This window comes from Georgenia muralis (assembly GCF_003814705.1).
Classification (GTDB): Bacteria; Actinomycetota; Actinomycetes; order Actinomycetales; family Actinomycetaceae; genus Georgenia; species Georgenia muralis.
Window position 1 is genome coordinate 543911 of sequence record NZ_RKRA01000001.1, and the last position, 24668, is coordinate 568578.

Genomic DNA, 24668 nt, shown 5'->3' on the forward strand with positions numbered 1-24668 from the left:
ACCGTGGTGCCCCCAACGGGATTCGAACCCGTACTGCGCCGGGTTTAAGCCGGCTGCCTCTGCCAGTTGGGCTATGGGGGCGCAGGGGGACCCACGGGCCCCGGCGCCCCATCCTGCCGCACGAGCGTGGGCGCCTGCCGCACCACCGTGCGCGCGAGCGCGCCCCCGGCGGGACACGGGACGCCGGCACGGGATCCCACCGGCGGCAACCTCCGGCAACGGTGCGGGCCGTCGCCGCGGCGCAACTATTCTGGGCCGCGAGCGTCCGGCGCCGGCACGACGGCGGACCCCCTCTCCGTCGTCGTAGGGAGCACCGTGAGCGCACAGCCGAGGACCGTCCGCGGGACGCACCACCACGGCGCACGTGTCGGCCCGCTCGGCCGGTACCGGCACCGGCTCCAGGACGAACGCTTCGCCGGTCTGGTCCTCATCCTCGGCGCGGCCGTCGCGCTGGTGTGGGCGAACTCCCCCTGGCGCGGCTCCTACGAGGCGCTGTCGTCCTACGTCGTGGGCCCGGAGGCGCTGCGCCTGGACCTGGCGCTGCACTCGTGGGCCTCCGACGGCCTGCTCGCCCTCTTCTTCTTCGTCGTCGGCCTGGAGCTGAAGACCGAGTTCGTCACCGGGTCCCTCCGGGACGTGCGACGGGCGCTCGTGCCGATCCTCGCCGCGGTCTTCGGCATGGCCGGTCCGGCCCTGGTCAACACCGTCGTCCAGGTGGTCTCGGGCTCCGGCGTCTACAACGGCTGGGCGATCCCGGTCGCCACCGACATCGCGTTCGCCGTCGCCGTGCTGGGGATCTTCGGTCGCGGCTTCCCGCCCGCGGTCCGGACCTTCCTGCTGACCCTGGCCGTGGTCGACGACCTCCTCGGCATCACGGTGATCGCGATCTTCTACACCGAGCGGATCGACGCCCTCGCCCTGGCCGGGTCGCTGGCCCTCATCGTCCTCTTCGGCCTGCTCGTCCGGCGCCGGCTCACCCACTGGTGGCTGCTCGTGCCGGTCGCACTCGGCGCCTGGGGACTCATGCACGCATCCGGCGTGCACGCCACGATCGCCGGCGTGCTGCTCGGGATGACCGTGCCCGCGCTGACCGCGCGCGGTGAGCACGAGGCGCTCACGCACCGCTTCGTCAGCCTCATCCAGCCATGGTCCGCCGGGCTGGTCCTGCCGGTGTTCGCCTTCTTCGCCTCGGGCGTCAACGTCGTCGACACCGGCGGCATCGGCGAGATGCTCACCGACCCGGTCGCGGTCGGCGTCTACCTCGGCCTGCCGCTCGGAAAGCTGGTGGGCATCTGGGGCGGGGTGGCCCTGCTGGTCACGTTCACCCGACTGAGGCTGGGCAACGGGGTGGACCTGGCCGACATCATGCCCGTCTCGCTCGTCGCCGGCATCGGGTTCACCGTCTCGCTCCTCATCGCGTCGCTGTCCTTCGACGAGGCGGACCCGCAGTCCGCCCACGCGCGCATCGCCGTCATCCTGGGCTCGCTGGTCGCGGCGGTCCTCGGTGCGGTCGCGCTGCGGGTGCGCGCGTCGGCGCGGATCCGCGGCCGGGCCGCGCACACCCACCACGAGGACTGAGAGGGCTCACCGAGCCGGCCGGGCCCTGACGGGGTCGGCCTCGGCGCACGGGGGCGAGGTCAGGCCTCCGCGAGCGACAGGGCGATGCCGTCGAGGATGTCGTGCTCGCTCGTGACGACCGTGGACAGCTCGCCGCCGGCGGCGGCCACCTCGCGGCGCACCCGCTCGACGACCTCGGACCACACGAGCGCACCAGCGCCGATCACGTCGACCCGGCCCGGGTGCATGAAGCCCATCGCGGCCCGCTCGGCGCGGGTCGAGCGGAGCAGCGCCCGGCAGGAGGCGAGGACCTCCGGCACACCCAGGACGGCGCCGTCGATCGCGGTCGGGTCGTAGACCGGGAGGTCGAGCGCGTGCGCCGTGACGGTGGTGACCGAGCCCGCCAGCCCGACCAGGGTCCGGGCCCTCCCGAGCGGCACCGCGGCGGCCGCCTCGTCCAGAAGCCGACGCACGTCCGCGCGCGCCGCCGCCTCCTCCTCGGCGGTGGGCGGGTCACCGAGGAGGTGCCGCTCGGTGAGCCGGACGCAGCCCATGTCCATCGAGGACGACGCCACCGGGGTGCGCTGGCCCAGGACCAGCTCGGTGGAGCCGCCACCGATGTCGACCACGAGGTGCGGGCCGCCGTGGACGTCGGTGTCCAGGACGCTCGCCGCTCCCCGGAAGCTCAGCTCCGCCTCCTCGGCGCCGCTGACGACCTCCGGCTCCACCCCGAGCGCCGAGCGCACGCCGTCGACGAAGTCCTGGACGTTCTCCGCGTCCCGCGTGGCCGAGGTCGCCACGAACCGGATCCGTTCGACGCCGTGCGCCTCGCACAGGTCGGCGTAGGCACGGGCGGCCGTGAGCGTGCGCTCGAGCGCGACCGGGTCCAGGCGGCCGGTGCGGTCCACGCCCTGCCCCAGGCGCACCACCTCCATCCGGCGCTCGACGTCACGCAGGCGCAGGACGGGCTCCCCGCCCGTGCCGGTGCACGCCGTGGCGCCCGTCCCGGCGCCGTCGGTGTCGGCGATGAGGAGCCGGATGGAGTTCGTCCCGCAGTCGATGGCAGCCACTCGAGTCACGGGGACAACCCTGCCACGTGGGACCGACACCGCCTCCGGAGGGACCTCACGCGCCTACGCTGGCGGGCATGGACCCACGCGACGACGGCGAGGCGCGCGCCCTGGCGGCGCTGCAGGCCGCCGGCATCGGCTTCACCATCACCAGGCACGGCCGGGTCTCGAGCCTGGCGGAGGCGGCCGCCGCGCGCGGGGTCGCGCCGTCGGCCGTCATCAAGACCCTCGTGGTCCGCCGCGGGGAGGGCGACCACGTCCTCGTCCTCGTGCCGGGCGGCCGGACGATCTCCTGGCCCAAGCTCCGGGCCCTGCTGGGCGTGAGCCGGCTGTCGATGCCCGACGCCACGGTCGCGCGGGACGCCACCGGCTACGAGCGGGGCACCATCACCCCGTTCGGCTCGCTCACCGCCTGGCCGGTCGTCGCCGACGCGTCGATCAGCGGGACGGTCTCCATCGGCGCGGGCGCGCACGGCGTCGCGGCGACCGTGTCGGCCGCCGAGCTCGTCGCCGCGCTCGACGCACAGGTCGCCGACGTCACCGAGCCGGAGTAGCCGCGAGGCCGGGCTGCGCCGTGAACGATCCGGCCGAGCACGCTGCGGTCAGCAGGTGCAGCGGTCGGGGCTCCAGACCCCGGAGAGGAGCTCCAGCGTCCGGTCCCCCATCGGGTTGACGCCCGGGCCGACGGCGAGGGTGTGGCCGAGCAGCGCGTGCAGGCACTTGACGCGCGTCGGCATCCCCCCGGCGGAGACCCCGGCGATCTCGGGCACGTCACCGAGCTCGGACCGCCGGGCGAGGTAGTCCTCGTGGGCGGCGAGGTACGCCGCGCGCAGGTCGGCGTCCTGGGCCAGGGCCTCGTTCATGCCCACCATCGCCCCCTCGGCCTCGAGGGTGCTCGCGGCCTTCACCGCGCCCGGGGAGGTGAGGTAGTACGTCGTCGGGAACGGGGTGCCGTCGTCCAGCCGGGGCGCCGTGCGCACGACGGTCGGCCGGCCGCACACGCACCGGGCGGCCACGGCGACGACGCCGCGCGGGACCCGGCCGAGCTGCTCGGCGAGGACCTCGAGGTCCCGGTCGGTGACGGTGGTGTCCACTGAGCCCCTCTCCGCCCGCGCCCCCGGCGGGCGCGGTCTGCTCGAGGCACGATATCCGGGATCGCCCGACCGCCGGCCGCACAGCGTCCGGCGGTCCGGCGTGGTCGTCGTCACGGCGGTGCGCCACCGCAGGGTCGTCCGGGTCAGGCGATCAGGGGGTCGCGGGGTCGGCGGGAACGGTCAGCCCCGAGGGGTCCTCCTCGCCCGGACCCGCGTACCCCGCCACCTGGACCGAGTCCCACATGCGCAGGTACCACGGGGTCGCCGACGCGACCGCGGCGGCCCGTTCGGCGGCCTCCGCCTCGGCCGGGTCCTCCCCGCCCGTGACCGTCTCCGGGTCGACGACGACGTACGGCGTCTCCCCGGGCATGACGTAGCCCAGCCGGTCCCGCGCCTGCGCCTGCACGTAGGCCGGGTCCTGCCAGCGCTCGAGCTGGGTCTCGAGCTCGTCGTTGCGCACCTGCGCGTCGGCGACCCGGGCGTTGAGGGCCCGCAGCTCCTCCTGCTGGGCCACGGCGTAGCGCAGCGTCGGGGCGAGCACGGCGAAGGCGACGAGCGCGACGAGGGAGAGGATGAGGGCGCGCAGGCTGACGGTCGGGCGGGGCTCCCCCCGCCGTCCCGGACGGCCCCAGGCCAGGGCGCGACCGGCCCGGGGCCCGCGGGGGTGAGCCGGCTCGTCCCGCGCCGCACCGGGTGCCGCCTCCGCCCTCGCGGCCGCGGTCCGGACCGTCGTCCGCCCCCGACCACGTGTCTGTCCCGGGGTGCCCGCGCGCGGCGCGGTGGGACGACGGCTGCTCATGACCTCATGTTCTCCCATGGCACGAGCGAACGCCGGGAGCCGTCGACGTGAGTCGCGGCCCCCGGCGTCCGGGGCGGTTCACCGTGGACGGGCGCTCGCCCGTCAGCGGTCGGCGGTGCGGGTCAGGCGCGGCGCGCGGCGCGCGGGAACGCGCTGCGGCCGGCGTAGACCGCCGCGTCGTCGAGCTCCTCCTCGATGCGCAGGAGCTGGTTGTACTTGTTGATGCGCTCGCCGCGCGCGGGTGCACCGGTCTTGATCTGGCCGGCGTTCACGGCCACCGACAGGTCGGCGATCGTGGTGTCCTCGGTCTCGCCGGAGCGGTGGGAGACCATCGCGGTGAAACCGTTGCGCTGCGCCAGGGTCACGGCGTCGAGCGTCTCCGTGAGCGAACCGATCTGGTTGAGCTTGACCAGGAGGGAGTTCGCGGCGCGCATCTCGATGCCACGGGCGAGGCGCTCGGGGTTGGTGACGAAGAGGTCGTCGCCGACCACCTGGACACGGTCGCCGACGCCCGCGACCAGCTGCGCCCAGCTGTCCCACTCGTCCTCGCTCAGCGGGTCCTCGATGGAGACCAGCGGGTAGTCGGCCACGAGCCGCTCGTAGTAGGCGACCATGTCGGCCGGCGAGGTGGCCTTGCCCTCGAACTGGTAGGCGCCGTCGGAGAAGAACTCGGTGGCGGCGACGTCGAGCGCGAGCGCGATGTCCTCGCCCGGGGTGTAGCCCGCCTTCTCGATGGCCTCGAGGATGAGGTCCAGCGCGGCGCGGTTGGAGTCGAGGTTCGGGGCGAACCCGCCCTCGTCGCCCAGGCCCGTGGCCAGGCCACGGGACTTCAGGACGGACTTGAGGGAGTGGTAGGTCTCGGCGCCCCAGCGCAGGGCCTCCTTGAACGTCGGCGCGCCGACCGGGGCGACCATGAATTCCTGGATGTCGACGTTGGAGTCGGCGTGGGAGCCGCCGTTGAGGATGTTCATCATCGGCACGGGCAGCAGGTAGGCGTTGGGGCCGCCGACGTAGCGGAACAGCGGCAGGCCCGCGGACTCCGCGGCAGCCTTGGCCACGGCCAGGGAGACGCCGAGGATCGCGTTCGCGCCCAGCTTGCCCTTGTTGGCGGTGCCGTCGAGGTCGATGAGAGTCTGGTCGATGATGCGCTGCTCGGTGGCGTCGATCCCGAGGACCTCGGGGGCGATGGTGTCGATGACGGCGTCGACGGCGTTCTGGACGCCCTTGCCGAGGTAACGACCCTTGTCACCGTCTCGACGTTCCACGGCCTCGAACGCGCCGGTGGAGGCGCCGGAGGGGACGGCTGCGCGGGCGACGGTCCCGTCCTCGAGCGCGACCTCGACCTCCACGGTGGGGTTGCCGCGCGAGTCAAGGATCTCGCGGGCGCCGACGGCCTCGATGCTGGCCACAGGGGACTCCTTCAGTCGGTGGACGTGCTGAACGTGCCCACCGTAGTACGGGGCAAACCCGACAGCGAGGGACCATGCTCCCGCCCGGGCCGGCCACCGGCTGTGAGCCTGGACACCTACTGCTGCTCGGTCGTCCCGGCGAGCCAGTCGTGCGAGGTCGGCTCGATGACGCCCTCGGCGTTCACCTCTCCGTAGCGGGGGTTGACCACGATGTCGGCGTCACCCATGGCGGCGGTGAACTCGTCGAAGACGGCCTGCGCGTCCGGCGAGGCCGCGACCTCGGAGTAGACGAAGAGGTACCGGCCCAGGTCGATGAAGGCGTCGGAGTAGCCGTCGGCGGGCACCTCCGCACCCAGCGAGGCGGCCTGCTCGGCGTACAGGGCCTCGATCTCGCCGTCGGACATCGCGTAGCCGTACTCGGCCGCGATCGGCGGCAGGACCTCCGCGGCCAGGAGGGTGTTGAGGACGACGACCGGCTCCGTCTCCTGGCCGGTCAGGGCCACGTACTCGCTCGTGGCGTCCTCGAGCTCGTTCTGGGTGATCCGCTCGCCGTCGATGCTGCCGGCGGTGCCCGGCTGGGCCGCGCAGCCCGCCAGGAGCAGACCGGCCGTGGCCAGGACGAGGGTGTGACGGGCGCGCCGCTGGGTTGTCACCGATGAACCTCCGGAAGTCTCCCGGCGTACGTGCGCCGCCGGGTCGTGGCTGAGCTCACCGACCATCGTAGGGGGAACGGGGCCCGCTCCGGCCCGCCCGCTCAGGACCGTTGCTGCTCGACGAACTCCGCCAGGCTGCCCACCGTCTCGAAGACGTCACCGGTGAAGCCCTCGTCGTCGATCTCGAACCCGAAGCGGTCCTCCAGAGCCGTGGCGAGGGACAGCACGGCCAGGGAGTCCAGCTCCGGCATGGCCCCGAAGAGGGGCGTCGAGGCGTCCAGCTCGCGGCCCTCGATGCCGAGGGTCTCGACGACGACGGCGATGACGCCGTCCAGGGTGGTGCTGCTGACGTCCATGGGTGCCTCCGAGTAGCTGTCAGACGAGGACCTCGGCCGGTTCGGGGTGGCCGAGGAAGGCGGTGGGGCTGGCGGTCAGGCCGTACGCGCCGGCCTGGAAGATCACGAGAAGGTCGCCGATGTCCGCGTGGGGCAGGGCGACGGAGTCGCCGAGAAGGTCCAGCGGGGTGCACAGGCACCCGACGACGGTGACGGTCTCCTCCGCCGCCCCGTCCACCCGGGTGGCGACGGCGAGGGGGTAGTTGCGGCGGATCACCTGGCCGAAGTTGCCCGAGGCGGCGAGCTGGTGGTGCAGCCCGCCGTCGACCACGAGGTACGTCCGCCCGCGGGAGACCTTCCGGTCCACCACCCGGGTGACGTAGACGCCCGCCTCCCCGACGAGGTAGCGGCCCAGCTCGACGACGACCCGCGCCTGCGGGAGCTGCGTGGAGATCCGCGACTCCACGAGCTGGGCGAGCCCTGCCCCCACGGCGGGGAGGTCCAGCGCGACGTCCTTCTCGAAGTAGGGGATGCCGAAGCCCCCGCCAAGGTTGAGGTAGCGCACCGGCCACGGCGCCCGCTCCGCGAGAGCCAGGACCAGGTCGACGGTCCGGCGCTGCGCCTCGGTGATGATCCCGGCGTTGAGGTTCTGGGAGCCGGCGAAGACGTGGTAGCCGATCACGTCGACGTCCGCGGCGGCGAGGTCGGCCAGCAGCGCGGGGACCTGCTCGGCGTCGACGCCGAACTGCTGCGGCCCCCCTCCCATGCGCATCCCCGACCCCTTGACCTGGAAGTCGGGGTTGACGCGCACGGCCACCCGGGGGCGAAGCGCGAGCCGGTCGCCCGCACGGACGACGCGGGCGGCCTCAGTCTGGGATTCCATCTCGATGGTCACCCCCGCGGCGACAGCCTGGGTGATCTCCGCCTCGGTCTTGCCCGGTCCCGCGAAGCTCACCCGGTCGGCGGGCACGGGGGTGTCCAGCGCCGTGCGCATCTCCAGCGCGGAGGCGACGTCGAGGGAGTCCACGAGCGCGGCGAGGTGCTGGACGACGGCGGGCATCGGGTTGGCCTTGACGGCGTAGCTGAGCTCGACCCGGTCGGGCAGGGTGCGGCGCAGGAGGTCCACCCGGGCGGTGATGAGGGACCGGTCGTACGCGAAGTAGGGCGTGGCGCCGACCCGCTCGGTGAGCCGGTCGACGGGGACGCCACCGATCGTGAGGCGGCCGTCGAGGGCCCCGAAGGCGTCGACGGTCGACCGGCCGCCGCGGTTCCCGCTCACCGGGCCGGTCCCGCTCATCGGGCCAGCTCCTCGCGCAGCAGGGCCCGATCGAGCTTGCCGTTGGGCGAGCGTGGGAGCTCCGGGCGCACGACCACCTCCGAGGGGACCATGTACAGCGGGAGGCTGCGGCGCATCGCCTGCAGGAGGGCCTCCGCCGTGAACCCGTCCCTGGCGGCGGGGCTGGCGACGAGGACCACCCGTTGCCCGAGCAGGTCGTCGGCGACGCCCAGGGCGACGGCGTCGCGGACCAGACCGGTGGTGTGGGCGACCTCCTCGACCTCGGCCGGGCTGACCCGGTACCCGGAGGTCTTGATCATCTCGTCCTTGCGGCCCACGAAGTAGAGGAACCCCTCCGCGTCGGCCACGACGGTGTCTCCCGACCACACCGCGATCTCCGGCGACCGCCACGCCGCGTCCCGCCCGGGCGCCGGGCGGAACCGCTCGGCGGTGCGCACCGGGTCGTTCCAGTACCCCAGGGCGACCAGCGCGCCCCGGTGCACGAGCTCGCCCTCCTCGCCGGGGTCGCAGCGGGACCCGTCGGGGCGGACCACGAGGATCTCGGCGTCGGGGATCGCCTTGCCGATGGACCCGGGGCGCCGGTCGACCTCCTCGGGGTCGAGGTAGGTGGAGCGGAACGCCTCGGTGAGGCCGTACATGAGGTACGGGCGGGCGGCGGGGAAGGTGGCGCGCAGCCGGTCCAGGGTGACCTTGGGCATCCGGCCACCGGTGTTGGCGAAGTACCGCAGGGGGCGCACGGCCTCCTCGGGCCAGTCGAGGTCGGCGATCTGGATCCACAGCGGCGGCACGCAGGTCAGCCCGGTCACGCCGTGGCGGGCGCACAGCCGCGGGACGTCCCGGGCGAGAAGGTAGTTCATGAGGACCACGTGGGCGCCCACGCTGAACGCGGTGGTGAGCTGGCTGAACCCCGCGTCGAAGCTGAGGGGCAGGACAGAGAGGATGACGTCGTCGGCGGTGTTGGCGAGGTAGCCGCTCACGCTCTCCGCGCCCACGATGAGGTTGCGGTGGCTGAGCACCACCCCCTTGGGCTTCCCCGTGCTGCCCGAGGTGTAGAGGATGGCGCCGATGTCCTGGTCTATCCCGGCGGTCGGCGGGGCCTGCGGCCTGACCGCCGCGGTGAGCTCCAGCCAGGTGTGGACCCGGTACCCCGGGCCGGCCGGCGCGTCGTCGCGCTCGTCCGGGGCCGCCGGGGCGGACGGGCTGGCCGGGGTCCCTCCCACCAGGACGACGTGCTCCAGGGCCGGGCAGGAGGCGAGCTCCCCGGCGAGCAGCTCGAGCCGCTCGGGGGAGGTCACCAGGACGCGGACATCGCAGTCGGTGAGGATGTACGCGACCTGCTGCGGCCGCAGCAGCGGGTTCACGGGGACGAACGCACCGCCGGCCGCGGACGTGGCGAACACGGAGGCCACGGTCTCGATGCGCTTGTCGAGGAAGACGGCCACCCGGTCCTCGCGTCCCAGCCCGAGGTCCCGCAGCCCGCCGGCGGCGACCCGGACCAGGTCCCAGAGCTCGGCGTAGCTGCGGGTGGCGCTCTTGTCGGTCAGCGCCGGTGTCGTGCCGTGGCTCAGGGCGCGCTGCTCCAGCAGGTGGTGGACCTGGGTCCTCATCGCCGCCCCTCCCTCGGGCCCGGGTCGCTCACCACGGCACGCACGTGAGCTCGCTGTAGAGGTAGTCGACCTGCTCGGGGCGCAGGGTACGGCTGCGGTACATCTTCGACCTCGTCCTGGTCAGCCGGACGGCGGGTCCCGGCAGCGGACCGGTGACCCGGTCCTCGGCGAGGGTGAGGGGCAGGCCCCGGCCGAGCAGGTGCCGCCGGACCGGTCCCACGGCGGCGGCGAACAGCTCACGGTCGCTGACGTGCAGGATCGAGGCGAACAGCGGCAGGCGCTTGCGGCGGTCGCGCCGGTAGATGACGTAGCAGGTCCGCTCCCCCTGGACGACGACGAGGTGGCGGGCGGCCGCCGCCCGGGCATGGTCCCGGTACACCTGCAGCTCCTGGCCGGTGAGCAGGCCGTCGATCTCCCGGGGCTCGGAGACCACCCGGGTCCCCGCCCTCGGCGGCCATGGCAGGTTGAGGACGAGGGACGCGCTCGTGTCCAACGCCGTGAACCCCAGCCGCAGGTTGAGCGGGACGACGTTGCCGCTGGGCGAGAGGTCGGTGAAGTGGTAACCCTTGCGGCCCAGCGCCGCCCGCAGGAGGCGGAGCCCGTGGGACCGGTACTCCTCCCCCACGCACCACGCGGCGAGGTTGCAGAACCGCTCGGTCGCGCCGCCGATCTGCCGGACGGAGTAGAAGGCGAGGTAGGCGCCGACGACCTCGCCCGCCGCCCTGAGGAGGAACCCGTGGTCCGGCTCCGGTGCGGGCCAGGGGGGGACCAGGGCGGCCGACCACTGCCGGGCGGAGAGCCGCTCGTTGAGGTGGGCGTGCAGGAACTCCCCCACCTCCTCCAGGTCGGCGGGGGTGATGCGGCCCAGCTCGACGGCTGGTCCTCCCGGCATGCGGCCTAACGTACGGCGCGCTCCGCGTGGGCGGGACGGAATCGCGACATCCGCAGCCCCCGACGCCGGTCCGGCGCCGGCCACGAGCCGGCTCAGCCCGCCGTCGCACCCACCCCGGCGGCGGCCGCGACCGACCCGGCCAGCACGGCGTCGACGAGCTCGTCCACCCACGCCATGAGCGCGAGGTCCTTGAGCGGCTTGCCCGCGATCTTCGCGGTCATGGGGTAGGGCACGAGGATCGTGCGCACGGCGGGCTTGAGCACGGTCCCGGGGTAGAGCCGCTTGAGGCGCAGCTGCGCCGACTCGGGAAGGTCCACCGGGGCGAAGCGGACGTAGCGCCCCTGGCCGGTGATGTCGGTGAGGCCGACCCCGCGCGCCTTCTCCCGCAGCGCCGCGACGGCGAAGAGCCGCAGCACCGGCTCGGGCACCGGGCCGTAGCGGTCGGTGAGCTCCTCACGGATCGCCTGGATCGACGCCTCGCCCCCGGCCGCGGCGATCTTCGCGTAGGCCTCCAGCCGCAGCCGCTCGTGGGCGATGTAGTCGTGCGGGACGTGGGCGTCGATGGGCAGCTCGATCTTGACGTCCGCCTTCTCGGTCTCCTTCTCCCCCCGGTACTCCGCGACGGCATCGGAGACCATCCGCACGTACAGGTCGAAGCCCACCCCGGCGATGTGCCCGGACTGCTCCCCGCCGAGGAGGTTGCCCGCGCCGCGGATCTCGAGGTCCTTCATCGCCACCTGGATGCCGGCGCCGAGGTCGGTGTGCGCGGCGATCGTGGCGAGCCGGTCGTGCGCCGTCTCGGTCAGGGGCTTCTCCGGCGGGTAGAGGAAGTAGGCGTAGGCGCGCTCGCGCCCGCGGCCCACGCGCCCGCGAAGCTGGTGCAGCTGGGACAGTCCGAGCTGGTCGGCGCGCTCGACGACGAGGGTGTTGGCGTTGGAGATGTCCAGGCCGGTCTCGACGATCGTCGTCGTCACCAGGACGTCGTACTCCTTGTTCCAGAAGTCTTGGATGACCTTCTCGAGCTGGTGCTCGTTCATCTTGCCGTGCGCGACGGCGACCCTCGCCTCGGGCACGAGCTCGGAGAGGTGCGCGGCCACCTTGTTGATGGACTGGACCCGGTTGTGGACGTAGAAGACCTGCCCCTCCCGCAGCAGCTCGCGCCGGAGCGCCGCGGCGATCTGCTTCTCCTCGTAGGGCCCGACGAAGGTGAGGATGGGGTGGCGCTCCTCGGGCGGCGTCGCCAGGGTCGACATCTCCCGGATCCCGGTGATGGCCATCTCCAGGGTGCGCGGGATCGGCGTGGCCGACATCGCGAGGACGTCGACGTCGGTGCGCATCTGCTTGAGCGTCTCCTTGTGCTCGACGCCGAAGCGCTGCTCCTCGTCGACGATCACCAGGCCGAGGTCCTTGAAGCGCACCTCGCCGGTGATGAGGCGGTGGGTGCCGATGACGACGTCGACCGCGCCGGTGCGGGCTCCCTCGCGCACGGCCTCGGCCTCGGCGTCGCTCTGGAAGCGCGAGAGCGCCCGGACCGTGACGGGGAACCCGGCGTAGCGCTCGGTGAAGGTGTCCAGGTGCTGCTGGACGAGCAGGGTGGTGGGCACGAGGACCGCGACCTGCTTGCCGTCCTGGACGGCCTTGAACGCTGCCCGGACGGCGATCTCGGTCTTGCCGTAGCCCACGTCGCCGCTGATGAGGCGGTCCATCGGGGTGGGCTTCTCCATGTCCGCCTTGACCTCGTCGATGGTGACGAGCTGGTCGGCGGTCTCGGCGTAGGGGAAGGCGTCCTCGAGCTCGCGCTGCCACGGGGTGTCGGGGGCGAAGGCGTGGCCCTGGGTGGACATGCGCGCGGCGTAGAGCCGGATGAGCTCGCTCGCGATCTTCTTGACGGCCTTCTTCGCGCTGGCCTTCGTCTTCGCCCAGTCGCCGCCGCCCATCCGGCTCAGCGTGGGCGACTCGCCGCCGGTGTACTTCGTGACCTGGTCGAGGGAGTCGGTGGGGACGAAGAGCCGGTCGCCGGGCTGGCCGCGCTTGGACGAGGCGTACTCGATGACCATGTACTCGCGGGTCGTGGCGTCCGCGCCGGTGCCCACGGTGCGCTGGACGAGCTCGACGAACCGCCCTACGCCGTGCTGCTCGTGCACGACGTGGTCGCCGGTGCGCAGGGCGAGGGGGTCGACGACGTTGCGCCGCCGCGAGGGCATCTTGCGCATGTCGCGGGTGGAGGTGCCGGCGCGCCCGGTGATGTCGGACTCGGTGAGCATCGCCAGCCTCAGCGCGGGCGCGACGAACCCGCGGCCGCTGCTCGCCGTCGTCACCAGCACGACGGCGGCCGGCGGCTCCTCCGCGACCTCGGCGACCAGCCGGGCCGGGACGTCCGCGGCGGCGAGCTGCTCGCTCATCCGCCGGGCGGGGCCGGGGCCCTCCGTGGTCAGGACCAGGCGCCAGCCCTCGCGGACGAGGTCACCGAGGTCCTTCAGCGCCCGCTCGACGTCGCCCTGGTAGCGCTCGACCTCGCGGGCGCCGACGACGAGCGCGGAGCTTCCGTCGTCCTCGAGGAGCTCGGCGTCGGTGGGCAGGGCCGTGAGCGACCACCAACCGAGCCCCCGGGTCAGCGCCAGGGCGCGGGCCTCGGCGAGGTCGGCGAAGGAGGCGGCCCGCAGGTCCAGCGGGACCTTGCCGCCCTGCGCGGCGGAGGTCCAGGCGGCGGCGAGGAACTCCTCGGTGGTGGCGGCGAGGTCGTGGGCGCGGCGGCGCACCCGCTCGGGGTCGGACAGCAGGAGGAGCGTGCCGTCGGGGACGAGGTCGAGGACCGGCTGCATCCGCTCGGTGAGGACCGGCGCGAGGGACTCCATGCCCTCGACCGCGATGCCCTCGGAGAGCTTCTCGAGCATGTCGACGGCGCCGGGCAGGTCCGCCATGAGGGCCTTGGCCCGGGCGCGGACGGGCTCGGTGAGCAGCAGCTCGCGGCACGGCGGCGCCCACAGGCCCTGCTCGGCGATCTCGAGCGAGCGCTGGTCGGCGACGGCGAACCAGCGGATCTCCTCGACGTCGTCGCCCCAGAACTCGATCCGCAGGGGGTGGTCCTCGGTCGGCGGGAAGACGTCGAGGATGCCGCCGCGGACGGCGAACTCCCCGCGCCGCTCGACCATGTCGACCCGGGTGTAGGCGGCCGCGGCGAGGCGTGCGGCGATCTCCTCCAGGTCGGCCTGCTGGCCGATGCGCAGCGAGACGGGCTCGAGGTCGCCCAGCCCCTCCACGACCGGCTGGAGCAGGGCGCGCACCGGCATGACGAGCACCCGGATCGGGCCGGCCTGGCCGCCGTCGGGGTCGGGGTGGGTCAGGCGGCGCAGCACCGCGAGGCGGCGGGCGACCGTGTCGCTGCGGGGGGAGAGCCGCTCGTGCGGCAGGGTCTCCCACGCGGGGAAGACCGCGACGTCGTCGTCGGGGAGGAAGTTGCGCAGCGCGCTCGCCGCCTCGTCGGCCTCCCGGCCGGTGGCGGTGACGACCACGACCGGGCGGCCGCCGTCCGCCCCGGACCGGTGCGCCGCGCCGTCGGGCGTGCCGTCCGCACCGGCGAGCTGGGCCACGAGCGGTGCGCGCACGCCGAGCGGGACGTCGACGGACACCATCGGAGCGAGGACCGGCTCGCGGGCGAGCTCGACGGCGGAGGCGACGGCGGGGTCGGTGCGCAGCAGCGGGAGCAGTCCGGTGAGCTTCATGGGTCCTTCGCAGGTGGGCGACCGGTGCGTGCTCCCCGGCCCGGGCAGCACGCAGGCCCCGCATCCGTGAGGGCTGCGGGGGCCGCGGACCAGTCTACGTTTCGGCCCTCGGTGGGCGCGCGGGGGCCGCCGTCAGCCGGCCTGGCTCGTGCCCACGCCGCCCCACACCGACCGGGCGCCGCTCTCCCCCACCCGGTAGACCTGGAAGCCGGCGGCGAACGCCGCGACCACCGCCAGCGCGGCCACCACCGTCACGGCCCCGCCGGCGGTGCGGGTCTCGCGCGACGTCGTCGCCGCCATCGCCCCCACGCCGCGCCGGGGGGCGGGGCGCCCGTCGTCGGCCGCGCGCCGGCCCGTGCCGGCCGCTCGTGGAGCGTCCGCCGGGACCGCGCGCCGGTCCATCACGACGAGCGCCCACAGCAGGAGCGCCATCGGCAGGACGAACCAGAGCAGCTGCCCGCCGAGCACCTGGTGGTCGCCCGCCGGCGCGCCGACCCGGGCCACGAGCGACTCGCCGCTCTGCGTCGCGACGGGCACCAGCGCGGTGCCGGCGGTCGTGACGAGTGCGACGAGGGGTCCGAACGTCCGGCGCCACCGGGGCACGAGGGCGACGGCGAGCGTGCCGGCGACCGCGAGGGGCAGCAGGACCACGACCGCGTGCACGACGAGGGGGTGCAGGGGCAGGCCCTGGATGGTGTCGAACATCTGGAGCTCCTTCGTCGGTGCGTCCCTTCCACGGCCGCGCCGGGGCGGGCGCCGTGGCCTGTGTGGGGTACGGCCGACAGCGCGCGCGGGATTGCCGGTCACTCACGCGGTGACCGCCCGACCGACGTCGGCCGGTCACCGAGGTGGCGAACGCCCGGGCCCCGAGCACCCGGGCCCGAGCCCCAGAAGCACCCGGAAGCACCCGGAAGCACCCGACGCGCCCGCAGCACCCGCAGCACCCGACGCACCCGCAGCACCCGAGAGTCCGAGCGTCCGAGCGCCAGCCCGAGAAGCACCCGGAAGCGGAAGAATCCGTCAGGAATGTCCTGACGAAGTCTCCTGCTTCCAGGGGTCGGCTACGCCGCCACACGCCCCGCACCCCCGCCGGCCGGCCGCCGAACGCACGCCCGACCCCCGGCCGGCCGCCGAACGCACGCCCGACCCCCGGCCGGCCGCCACCCTCACGGCAGACCCGGGCCGGCCGCCACACGCACGCCAGGCCCGGGCCGCACGCCAGTGAACCTCAGGCGTGCTGGTGCGAGAACTGCGTCTCGTACAGCTCGGCGTACAGACCGCCGGCGGCGAGCAGCTCGGCGTGCGTGCCCTGCTCCACGATCCGGCCGCGGTCCACCACCGCGATGGAGTCGGCCTTGCGCACCGTGGAGAGCCGGTGGGCGATGACGATCGACGTGCGCCCGGCCATGGCGCTGTCCAGCGCCTGCTGCACGGCTGCCTCGGACTCGGAGTCCAGGTGCGCCGTCGCCTCGTCCAGCACGACGATCCGGGGTGAGCGCAGCAGGAGGCGCGCGATCGCCACGCGCTGCTTCTCCCCGCCCGAGAGACGATGCCCGCGCTCGCCGACCACCGTGTCCAGGCCCTCGGGCAGGCGCTGGATGAGCGGCTCGACGTGCGCGGCGCGCAGTGCGTCGAACAGCTCCGCCTCGGTCGCGTCCGGCCGCGCGTAGCGGAGGTTGGCCCGGACGGTGTCGTGGAAGAGGTGAGCGTCCTGGGTGACGACACCGACAGCGCGGTGCAGCGAGGCCTGCCGGACACGGCGCAGGTCCAGCCCGGCGATGCGCACCGCCCCCGAGGTGGGGTCGTACAGGCGCGCCACCATCGTGGACAGCGTCGTCTTGCCGGCGCCCGAGGGGCCCACGAGCGCGAGCATCGTGCCCGGCTCGACCCGCAGGGTGATGCCCTTGAGAACCTCCTCCCCCGCGTCGGGGGGAGCCTCGTCGGTGTCGTCCTCGGAAGCGTCCGCAGCCTCCACCGCCACGGCCGCCGCGTTCTCCCCGCCGTCAGCGAGGGCCTCGGCGGTCCGGGTCGGCTCGCCCTCGAGCGAGACGATGGAGACCTGGTCCGCCCGGGGGTAGGCGAACCGGATGTCGTCGAGCTCGACGTCGAGGGGGCCCTCGGGCAGGTCGACGGCGTCCTCGGCGTCGGTGATCATCGGCTGCAGGTCGAGCACCTCGAAGACACGCTCGAAGCTGACGAGGGCGCTCATGACGTCGACCTGGACGTTGCTCAGCGCGGTGACCGGGCCGTACAGGCGGCCCAGGAGCCCGGCGAAGGCGACCAGGGTCCCGATGGTGACCACCTGGTCGATGGCCAGGACGCCGCCGACGCCGTAGACCAGGGCGGTGGCGAGGGAGGCCATGGCACCGAGCGCGGCGAAGAAGACCCGCGAGCTCATCGCCGTGCGGACCCCGATCTCGCGGACCCGGGCGGCCCTCTCGGCGAACTCCGCGTCCTCGCGCTGGGGGTCGCCGAAGAGCTTGACGAGCAGGGCGCCGGCCACGTTGAAGCGCTCGGTCATCCGGTTGCCCAGCTCGGCGTTGAGCTCCATGCCGCGCCGGCGCAGGCCGGCCAGCCGGCGCCCGACCCGCCGGGCGGGCAGCAGGAGTGCGGGGACGACGAGCAGCGCCACCACGGTGATCTGCCAGGACAGCGCCAGCATCGTGATCAGAACCACGGTGACGGAGAGGACGTTCGAGACCACGCCCGAGAGGGTGGAGGTGAAGGCCTGCTGCGCGCCGATGACGTCGGAGTTGAGGCGGGTGACGAGCGAGCCCGTCTGTGTCCGGGTGAAGAAGGCGACCGACTGGCGCTGGACGTGCCCGAAGACGTCGGTGCGCAGGTCGTAGATCAGGCCCTCGCCGATACGCGAGGAGAACCAGCGCTGGAGGAGGTTGAGGACCGCCTCGGCCACGGCCACCGCGGCGACGAGCCCGGCGAGGATGACGACGAGGCGCCGGTCCTCGTTCGCGACGCCGTCGTCGATGATGCGCTGGAGGAGCAGCGGTGTGGCGACCACCATGAGCGAGCCGACCACCACGAGGGCGAGGAAGACGGCGATGTACCGGCGGTGGGGCGCGGCGTAGGCGAGCACGCGCCCGGTGGTGCCGCGCCGGAGGCGGTGGTCCTTGACGGAGTCGTCCTGGCGCAGGGTGCGGCCGAAACCGCCGGGACCGCCCATCCCGCCGTGGCCCATGCCGCCCATGCTCATACGCTGGTGTCTCTTCCCCGGTGTGCGTGACGCCCGTCGTCGTGGTTCCCAATTCGACCACATCGGACGGCACCACCTTGCACACTGGACTCTCATCCGGGTGCCGGCGCAGACGCACCCGGCCGGCCTGCCGGACGGGCGGGAGGACCTATGGATGCGCACGGCGAAGCACCGGCGGCGCCCGGTCGCGGCCCGGGTCGCCGGCTCACGGCCGCGGTCGTCGTCCTCCTGGTCGTGGTCATCGCCATCGTCGTCGCGGTCGTCGGCCGTGGAGCGGGGGACACGGGCGAGGTGCAGGTGGTCGGCGCCACCGCGGCAGGCGACGGCACGGCGGCGGCCGAGGACCCCGCCGCCGACGCCGGCACGGCGGCCGGACCCAGCTCGCGCGGCGCCCCAACGGCCGGCCCACCGGCCGGCACGGACCCGCCCGGCACGGAGCCGCCCGGCACGGAGCCGCCCGGCACGGACGAGCCTGCTGACGCGGACCGGCCTGGCCCCGACCAGCCCGCCGAGGGGACCGCACCCGGGAGTGCGGGACTCGACGGGCCGCCCGTCGGCGACGACGAGGAGTCGCAGCCGCAACCAGCACCCGCGCTCCCGAGGCTCGAGCTACCGTCCGTGCCTCCCGCGAGTGCGGCCGCCGAGGGGTCGCTCGTGGCAGGGTTCCCCGAGTCCATCGTGCCGGTCCTCGTGGACGCGACCGTGCGGAGCTCGTCCGTGGCGGCGGAGGACGACCGGATCCAGGTCACGCTCGTGGCGACCACGGAGGCGCCGGCGCAGGAGGTGGTCGACGAGTACTGGGCGGCGTTCGGTGCCCAGGGCTTCGCCCAGAGCCCGCGGCCGGCCGTCCCCGGGACCGAGGCACACGCATTCACCCGCGACCGTCACGCCCTGCTCCTGAGCGTGCGGCCGAACGGTTCGGGCACCGTCTTCACCGTCGCCGGCGTCCTGGTCACCGGGTAGCGGGCCGTGTACATCAGCCTGCGCGACCGGCCGGGCCGGGAGGAGCCCGCTCGGCGAACCGGCCGGACGTCGTCCACAGTCGTCACGCTCGGCGTCGTGAGCCTGCTCACCGACGTCTCCTCCGAGTCGGTCGCGGCCGTCCTGCCGCTGTACCTCACGACGGCGCTCGGGCTCTCGTTCGTCGCGTACGGGGTGATCGACGGGATCTTTCAGGGGGCCGGTGCACTTGTGCGGGTGCTGGGCGGGTGGGCGTCCGACCGCGGCGACCGGCCCAAGTGGGTGGCGTTCGCCGGCTACCTGCTCTCCGCGCTCAGCCGGGGCGGGCTCCTCCTCGCCCAGGGCTTCGGCGCGGTCACGGCCGTCGTGGTGGTCGACCGGTTCGGCAAGGGCATCCGCACCGCACCGCGGGACTCCCTCATCGCGGCGTCCTCGGCGCCGGAGACACTCGCGCGCTCCTTCGGCGTGCACCGCACCCTGGACACCGTGGGCGCGGCGCTCGGTCCGCTCCTCGCGTTCGTGATCCTCACCCTGGTGCCCGAGGGCTACTCCTCCGTGTTCGTCATGTCCTTCGGCTTCGCGGTACTCGGGGTCCTGACCCTGGGACTCTTCGTGCCCGACCGCCGTCCCCGGCGCGAGCTCGCCGCACCCGGCACGCGCCCGGAGCCGATCGACTGGCGCCGGCTCGCCGACCCGCGCCTCCGGCGTCTCGTCGTCGTCGTCTCCGTACTCGGACTGCTCACGATCGGCGACGGCTTCGTCTACCTCTCGCTCCAGGCCCGCGACGGCTTCGCCACCCGGTGGTTCCCCCTGCTCTCCGTGGGCACGAACATCGCCTACATCGCCCTCGCCGTACCCTTCGGGCGTCTCGCCGACCGGTTCGGTCGCGCCCGGGTCCTCGTCCTCGGCCACGTCGGTCTCCTGGTGGCGTACGCGCTCGCCGCGGCCCCCGCTGCCGGCACCGCCCTCACGCTGGCCAGCCTGGCCGCCCTGGGCGCCTACTACGCCGCCACCGACGGCGTCCTCGCGGCAGTCGCGGGCCGGTTGGTGGACCCGTCGCTGCGAGCCAGCGCCATCGGTGCGGCCCAGGCCGTCGTCGCCCTGTCCCGGATGCTCGCGTCCGCGCTCTTCGGTGTGCTCTGGTACACCCTCGGCCGCGGCGGCGCCATGCTCGCCGTCACGGTCGCGCTGGCCGTGGCGCTGCCACTGTGCCTGCGCGCGGTGTCCCGGCTGGACCCACCGGCTCCCGGGCCGGCGGTGGAGCCGGGGTCGCCCGCCCCGGGGGAGACTGAGGCGAGCGAGCGCACGGGGGAGGGCGAGAAGTGAGCGCACGGGTTAGGGCGGTCGTGGCAGGGGTCGTCACGATCTCCGTCGTGATCGCCGTCGTCCTGTTCGTGCGCACGGCGTACCTCGCGTCCAGGGACGGCGGTGTCTCCCCCGTCCCGGCCGCGGCTGCCACCGGCCCGGCGACCCCGCCGCCCGCGGGCGCGCACATCGTCTTCCGCAGCACCGCACCGGGTCCCGACTACGGCCTCGTCGCCGCTGTGTCCTTGGACGATCCTGCTGGGCCCCGGGCGTCCACCGGTGTGGCCTGCGACCGCGTCGACGCCGTCGCGGACGCGGTCTCGTGCCTGCGCACACGGCGAGGGGTCGTCACGACCTTCGAGGCGGTCCTGCTCGACGGCTCCTGGGAGGAGAGCCGCACCTGGCCCCTCGCCGGCATCCCCAGCCGCACCCGCCTCTCGGCCGCCGGCGACCTCGTGGCCACCACCGCGTTCGTCTCGGGGCACTCCTACGCGGCCACGGGCTTCTCCACCCAGACCGAGGTCACCCGCACGGACGGGGAGAGCCTCGGCAACCTCGAGGAGTTCACCCTCCTGGTCGACGGGCGCGAGATCGCGCCGGTCGACCGCAACATCTGGGGCGTGACGTTCGCCGGTGGCGACCGCTTCTACGCCACCGCCGCGTCGGCCGCGCTCGGCCGGACGTGGCTCGTCGAGGGCGACCTGCGCGCCCGCACGCTCACGGCAGTGCGGGAGGACGTCGAGTGCCCGTCCCTCTCCCCCGACGGGTCACGGATCGCCTACAAGAAGGACGTGGGCGACCGGCACTGGGCGATCGCGGTCCTGGATCTCGCCAGCGGCGACGAGTCGGTCCTCGGTGAGAACCGGTCGGTGGACGACCAGGTCGCGTGGCTCGACGACGCCACGCTGCTCTACGGCCTGCCACGCCCCGGCGAGGCTGGGGCCGCGGACGTGTGGTCGATCAGGACCGAACCGGGGTCGCAGCCCGACGTGCTCATTCCCGACGCCTGGTCCCCCGCGGTGGTCCGCGAGTAGCACGCACGCCGCCGACCTGCGCGTTCACGGTCTGGGGGCCGTAACCGCCACCGGATCGCTCTCGTGTGAGATATGTCATACCCATTGCGGGACCAACGTCTGCCCCCGGAGACGTCACCCCAGGTGGTGGGGACAGGCCGAGCCCATTTCGTCCCTGTTCGACCGATGTGCGGCGTGCTTGCCCTGTGGGGTGTGATAGCGAAACATGGCCGAGCGTTACCGACTCGTTATCTCTTCGCCCCGCCCGGTGGCGCGGTCTCTCCAGCAAAGGTTCCCTCATGTCCCTCTCCTCACCCGCGCGCGCTCTTCCGCTGCGCACCAGACGCTCGCTGTGGGCCGCCGTCGGCGTGGTCGTCGCGGTCGTCGCGCTGCTGCTGACGGCCTTTCAGCCCCTCCGGGCCGACGCCGCGACCGATCCCGTCGGTCTTCTCACCAGCGGGACCCCGGACGAAGCCGCGGTGGACTCCGATCGCCGGTCGGTCGAGCTCGGGATGCGATTCACCGCGAAGACGGAGGGAGCGGCGACGGGAGTGCGCGTCTACCAGGCCTCGAGCTCGCGATACGCGACACCCCGGACGGGCACCCTGTGGAGCGAGTCCGGCGAGGCGCTGGCCATCGCGAGCTTCAAGCCCGTCCGCAACGCGGGATGGCGCACGGTCACCTTCTCCGAGCCCGTCGAGCTGACCCCCGGGCGGACCTACACCGTCTCGGTCTTCGCGCCGAACGGACGCTACGCCGCCACGAACGACTACTTCTCCGACGCGGTGAGCACAGAGAACCTCCGGGCCCCCGCCGACGCCGGCGTCTACCGGTACGGCTCCAGCTCCGGCTTCCCGACGAGCACCTTCCGTTCCTCCAACTACTGGGTCGACGTGATGTTCGTGCCCGGCGCCGCCACCGGACCGACGCCCGAGCCCACCCCCGAGCCGACGCCGGAACCCACGCCCGAGCCCTCGCCCGAGCCCACGCCGGAGCCCTCGCCCGAGCCCACCCCCGAGCCCACCCCCGAGCCCTCGCCCGAGCCCACCCCCGAGCCCTCGCCCGAGCCCACCCCCGAGCCCACCCCCGAGCCCTCGCCGGAGCCCGAGCCGGAGCCCGAGCCCGAGCCCGAGCCCACGACGACCCCCGGTCAGTTCCCCACGCGCACGAGCACCGGCGTCCCCGCCGGCTGGACCCCCTCCCGGACCGTCACCGGCAACTACACCGTGAGTACTGCAGGTGCCGTCGTCGAGGACCTCCGCATCAACGACGGCACCCTCGTCGTCAACGCGCCGAACGTGACCGTGCGCCGTGTCGAGATCCTCGGCGGCAGCATCAACAACTTCGTCGGACCCGTCTGCTACGACGGCCTGGTGGTCGAGGACACGACGATCACCCGCTCGACCAGCCAGAGCACGAGCGGTGACTGGCCGGCACTCGGCACCGGTGGCTACACCGCGCGGAACGTCGAGATCGACGGCCTCCCTGAGGGCTTCCGGGTCGGCGGCAAGGGCGACTGCGGCCCCGTGACGATCGAGAACTCGTTCGCCTCCGTCCGGTACCCGGACCAGTGCGTGGACTGGCACGGCGATGCGCTCCAGGGCTACGACGGCCCGGCACTCACCATGCGCAACACGACGCTGGAGATGATCCAGAGCAGCTCCTGCGGCGGCACCGCGCCGTTCTTCTACCCGCACAGCCAGGGCAACACCTCCGTCGACATCGACAACCTCCTGGTCAAGGGGGGCGGTTACCCCTTCCGGTTGGGGATGCCCGGCACGGTCGACGGGCTCAAGATCGTCGACGGTTCGTGGAACTTCGGCCCGATCGATGTCAAGTGCTCGGTGCTGTCGAGCTGGGACGCGGAGATCGTCACCCTGGACGCCGACGGCCAGCCCGTGACCGTCCGTGACCAGGCCTGCAACACGGAGTCCGGCAACTGACGCCGCCTCGCTGAGCCCCGTCACCGGCCGCGGGCCGGGTCGTGCCGCACGACGGCAGACCCGGCCCGCGGCCTCGCTCCTGCGTCGTTGGCTCGTAACAGCCACGAGTGGCAGCGGGTACGTCACCATGGGCGGATGGAGCACGAGCCTGTCGGCCCCGCCGGCGCCCCGCGCCGGTCCACGACACGCCCCGTGGTGCTGCTCGCCGTGTCGCTCGCGGGCGGCGCCGTGCTCGCCGGGACGTTCCTGCTCCTGCGTCCCGACCGCCCCGACGACGGCGCGCCGCAACCGCCCGGGCGCGGGGATGCGCCATTCCCGACACGAGAGACGACCGGGGTGCCGGAGGGGTGGGAGCCGGTGCGGGTCGTCCGAGGCGATCTGGAGGTGGACACCCCGGGCGCCGTCGTCGAGGACGTCCGCATCCTGGACGGCAGTCTGCTGGTGGACGCGACGGACGTGACCGTCAGGCGAGTGGAGATCCTCGGTGGGGGGATCAACAACTTCCCCGGTCCGGTCTGCAGCGACGGTCTGGTCGTCGAGGACACGACGATCCGGTCCTCCGGTCCTACCACGGAGGACCAGCTGCCGGCCATCGCGTACGGCGGCTACACAGCACTGCGGGTGCTCCTCGACGGCGTCCCGGAGGGGTTTCGCGTCGGCGGCGCGGGAAGCGGGTGCGGGCCGGTGACCGTGGTGGACTCGTTCGCCTCCGTGCGCTACCCCGACGATTGCACCGACTGGCACGGCGACGCGGTCCAGGGCTACGACGGACCAGCGCTGGTGATCCGCAACACCACGCTCGAGCTCGTCCAGACCGCCGACTGCGGCGGCACTGCGGCCTTCTTCTACCCCGCGGACCAGGGGAACACCACCGTCGACGTCGACGGCCTGCTGGTGAGCGGGGGTGGCTACCCGTTCCGGCTCGGCACGGCGGGCACCGTGAGCGATCTCGCGGTGGTGGACGGCTCCTGGACCTTCGGCCCGATCGACGTCAGGTGCTCGGCACTGACGGAGTGGGACGCAGCTGTCGTCGAGGCGGCCCCCGACGGCACGGTCCGCCGACTCAGGCCGCTCCCCTGCGATACCGACGGGGGCGGCTGACCGGCCGGGACGGCCGAGTGCCTCACCCGGCGCCGACCGACACGCCCGCCCGCTCCTGCCGTCCGCGCCTGCTCGCCCGGGGGCGGGGGCCGACCAGCAGCACGGCTCCGAGAGTGAGTCCGCCGCCGAGCAACGCCGTCATCACCAGGGCCCGCCGAGGCTCCCCGGTCAAGTGGTGCACCGTGGGAGGGTCGACGGCAACCTCGGTGGTGATGCGGTTGACGGCAGCCACGCCCGTCTCGTCCTGGATCTCCTCGAGGATCTCGTCGATCCGGCCGAGGACCCGCGCCTGCTCCGCCCGCACCGACTCCTCGGTCGGTCCGACGACCTGGACGTCAAGAACCTGCCGGTTGAAGTTGGGCGCCCACTGCCCGCCGGTGTCAGGGAGCACCACCAGCGAGCCCCGAAGCTCTCCCCGTCCGACGAGCGTGGCGGAGGTCTCCGCGAGCTTGCGTGGCTGATCGGTCCCGTTGAGGACGGTCTCGACGATGCCGGCGGTCTGGATCAGGTCTCCCGAGGTGGTCGCGAGCGAGTTCGGGTAGAGGGCGCTCGACGGCGCCATGAGGATCACGTCGACCCGTGAGTAGTAGACCCCGTCGTGCTCCAGCACGTAGAACCCCGCCAGCGTCGTGCAGACGACGCCGGCGACGACCACGTACCACCCACGCCGGACGGATCGCCACAGGTCCGCGATGACCAT

The 24668-nt window shown here is 73.7% G+C and carries 20 protein-coding genes and 1 tRNA gene; 7 read left to right on the plus strand and 14 right to left on the minus strand.

The features are described 5' to 3' along the window. Nucleotides 1-4: 4 nt before the first annotated feature. A tRNA-Leu gene (locus tag EDD32_RS02410) sits at nucleotides 5-81 on the minus strand. A gap of 234 nt (nucleotides 82-315) precedes the next feature. On the opposite strand from EDD32_RS02410, the gene nhaA reads away from it, so the two are divergent. Then, on the plus strand, nucleotides 316-1578 hold the full coding sequence (gene nhaA, locus EDD32_RS02415) for a Na+/H+ antiporter NhaA (RefSeq protein WP_123914283.1): 1263 nt from the start codon (nucleotides 316-318) through the stop codon (nucleotides 1576-1578). Between the two features lie 59 nt (nucleotides 1579-1637). Here the strand turns inward: nhaA and EDD32_RS02420 are convergent, their stop codons facing one another. Next, nucleotides 1638-2636 (minus strand): Ppx/GppA phosphatase family protein, encoded by a 999-nt coding sequence (locus EDD32_RS02420; protein WP_123914285.1) that lies wholly within the window; start codon nucleotides 2634-2636, stop codon nucleotides 1638-1640. Nucleotides 2637-2704: 68 nt separating this feature from the next. On the opposite strand from EDD32_RS02420, the gene EDD32_RS02425 reads away from it, so the two are divergent. Beyond that, complete coding sequence (locus EDD32_RS02425) at nucleotides 2705-3181, plus strand: aminoacyl-tRNA deacylase (protein ID WP_123914287.1); 477 nt, start codon at nucleotides 2705-2707, stop codon at nucleotides 3179-3181. A 48-nt stretch (nucleotides 3182-3229) separates the two neighbouring features. Here the strand turns inward: EDD32_RS02425 and EDD32_RS02430 are convergent, their stop codons facing one another. The 11 genes from EDD32_RS02430 to EDD32_RS02480 all read right to left on the minus strand — a co-directional run bounded on the left by EDD32_RS02430 (nucleotide 3230) and on the right by EDD32_RS02480 (nucleotide 17631). Then, nucleotides 3230-3721 (minus strand): DUF501 domain-containing protein, encoded by a 492-nt coding sequence (locus EDD32_RS02430; protein ID WP_123914289.1) that lies wholly within the window; start codon nucleotides 3719-3721, stop codon nucleotides 3230-3232. A 151-nt stretch (nucleotides 3722-3872) separates the two neighbouring features. Next, complete coding sequence (locus EDD32_RS02435; protein ID WP_170175170.1) at nucleotides 3873-4520, minus strand: FtsB family cell division protein; 648 nt, start codon at nucleotides 4518-4520, stop codon at nucleotides 3873-3875. A gap of 122 nt (nucleotides 4521-4642) precedes the next feature. Then, a complete protein-coding gene (gene eno, locus EDD32_RS02440; RefSeq protein ID WP_123914293.1) occupies nucleotides 4643-5929 on the minus strand; it encodes a phosphopyruvate hydratase in 1287 nt (428 codons plus the stop codon). Between the two features lie 116 nt (nucleotides 5930-6045). After that, entirely contained in the window at nucleotides 6046-6582 is a 537-nt protein-coding gene (locus EDD32_RS02445) for a hypothetical protein (RefSeq protein WP_123914295.1), read from the minus strand. A 101-nt stretch (nucleotides 6583-6683) separates the two neighbouring features. Further along, nucleotides 6684-6938, minus strand: coding sequence for an acyl carrier protein (locus EDD32_RS02450; RefSeq protein ID WP_123914297.1), 255 nt, complete (start codon nucleotides 6936-6938; stop codon nucleotides 6684-6686). A gap of 19 nt (nucleotides 6939-6957) precedes the next feature. After that, entirely contained in the window at nucleotides 6958-8214 is a 1257-nt protein-coding gene (locus EDD32_RS02455) for a pyridoxal-dependent decarboxylase, exosortase A system-associated (protein WP_123914299.1), read from the minus strand. Then, on the minus strand, nucleotides 8211-9821 hold the full coding sequence (locus tag EDD32_RS02460; protein ID WP_123914301.1) for an acyl-CoA ligase (AMP-forming), exosortase A system-associated: 1611 nt from the start codon (nucleotides 9819-9821) through the stop codon (nucleotides 8211-8213). Before EDD32_RS02460 ends, EDD32_RS02455 begins: the two co-directional genes overlap by 4 nt. Before the next feature lie 28 nt (nucleotides 9822-9849). Then, complete coding sequence (locus EDD32_RS02465; protein WP_170175171.1) at nucleotides 9850-10713, minus strand: hypothetical protein; 864 nt, start codon at nucleotides 10711-10713, stop codon at nucleotides 9850-9852. Nucleotides 10714-10805: 92 nt separating this feature from the next. Continuing rightward, nucleotides 10806-14435: a transcription-repair coupling factor gene (gene mfd, locus EDD32_RS02470; protein ID WP_123914303.1), complete on the minus strand. Its 3630-nt coding sequence runs from the start codon at nucleotides 14433-14435 to the stop codon at nucleotides 10806-10808. A gap of 132 nt (nucleotides 14436-14567) precedes the next feature. Further along, complete coding sequence (locus EDD32_RS02475) at nucleotides 14568-15140, minus strand: DUF2231 domain-containing protein (RefSeq protein ID WP_123914305.1); 573 nt, start codon at nucleotides 15138-15140, stop codon at nucleotides 14568-14570. Nucleotides 15141-15663: 523 nt separating this feature from the next. Then, nucleotides 15664-17631, minus strand: a complete 1968-nt coding sequence (locus EDD32_RS02480) for an ABC transporter ATP-binding protein (protein ID WP_425459495.1) — start codon at nucleotides 17629-17631, stop codon at nucleotides 15664-15666. A 165-nt stretch (nucleotides 17632-17796) separates the two neighbouring features. On the opposite strand from EDD32_RS02480, the gene EDD32_RS02485 reads away from it, so the two are divergent. From EDD32_RS02485 to EDD32_RS02505, 5 genes are all read left to right on the plus strand, one after another. Further along, nucleotides 17797-18609: a hypothetical protein gene (locus EDD32_RS02485; protein WP_123914307.1), complete on the plus strand. Its 813-nt coding sequence runs from the start codon at nucleotides 17797-17799 to the stop codon at nucleotides 18607-18609. Between the two features lie 96 nt (nucleotides 18610-18705). Continuing rightward, a complete protein-coding gene (locus EDD32_RS02490; protein ID WP_246005940.1) occupies nucleotides 18706-19932 on the plus strand; it encodes an MFS transporter in 1227 nt (408 codons plus the stop codon). Then, nucleotides 19929-20945 carry a hypothetical protein gene (locus tag EDD32_RS02495; RefSeq protein WP_123914311.1) on the plus strand — a complete coding sequence of 339 codons (1017 nt, stop codon included), beginning with the start codon at nucleotides 19929-19931 and terminating at the stop codon, nucleotides 20943-20945. The genes EDD32_RS02490 and EDD32_RS02495 overlap by 4 nt, the downstream gene beginning before the upstream one ends. A 278-nt stretch (nucleotides 20946-21223) precedes the next feature. Next, the gene (locus EDD32_RS02500) at nucleotides 21224-22867 is read left to right on the plus strand and encodes a DUF4082 domain-containing protein (RefSeq protein ID WP_123914313.1); all 1644 of its coding nucleotides are present in this window, start codon (nucleotides 21224-21226) and stop codon (nucleotides 22865-22867) included. Nucleotides 22868-23002: 135 nt separating this feature from the next. After that, complete coding sequence (locus EDD32_RS02505; protein WP_123914315.1) at nucleotides 23003-23968, plus strand: hypothetical protein; 966 nt, start codon at nucleotides 23003-23005, stop codon at nucleotides 23966-23968. 22 nt (nucleotides 23969-23990) lie between these two features. On the opposite strand, the gene EDD32_RS02510 is transcribed toward EDD32_RS02505, so the two are convergent. Beyond that, nucleotides 23991-24668: a hypothetical protein gene (locus EDD32_RS02510; protein WP_123914317.1), complete on the minus strand. Its 678-nt coding sequence runs from the start codon at nucleotides 24666-24668 to the stop codon at nucleotides 23991-23993.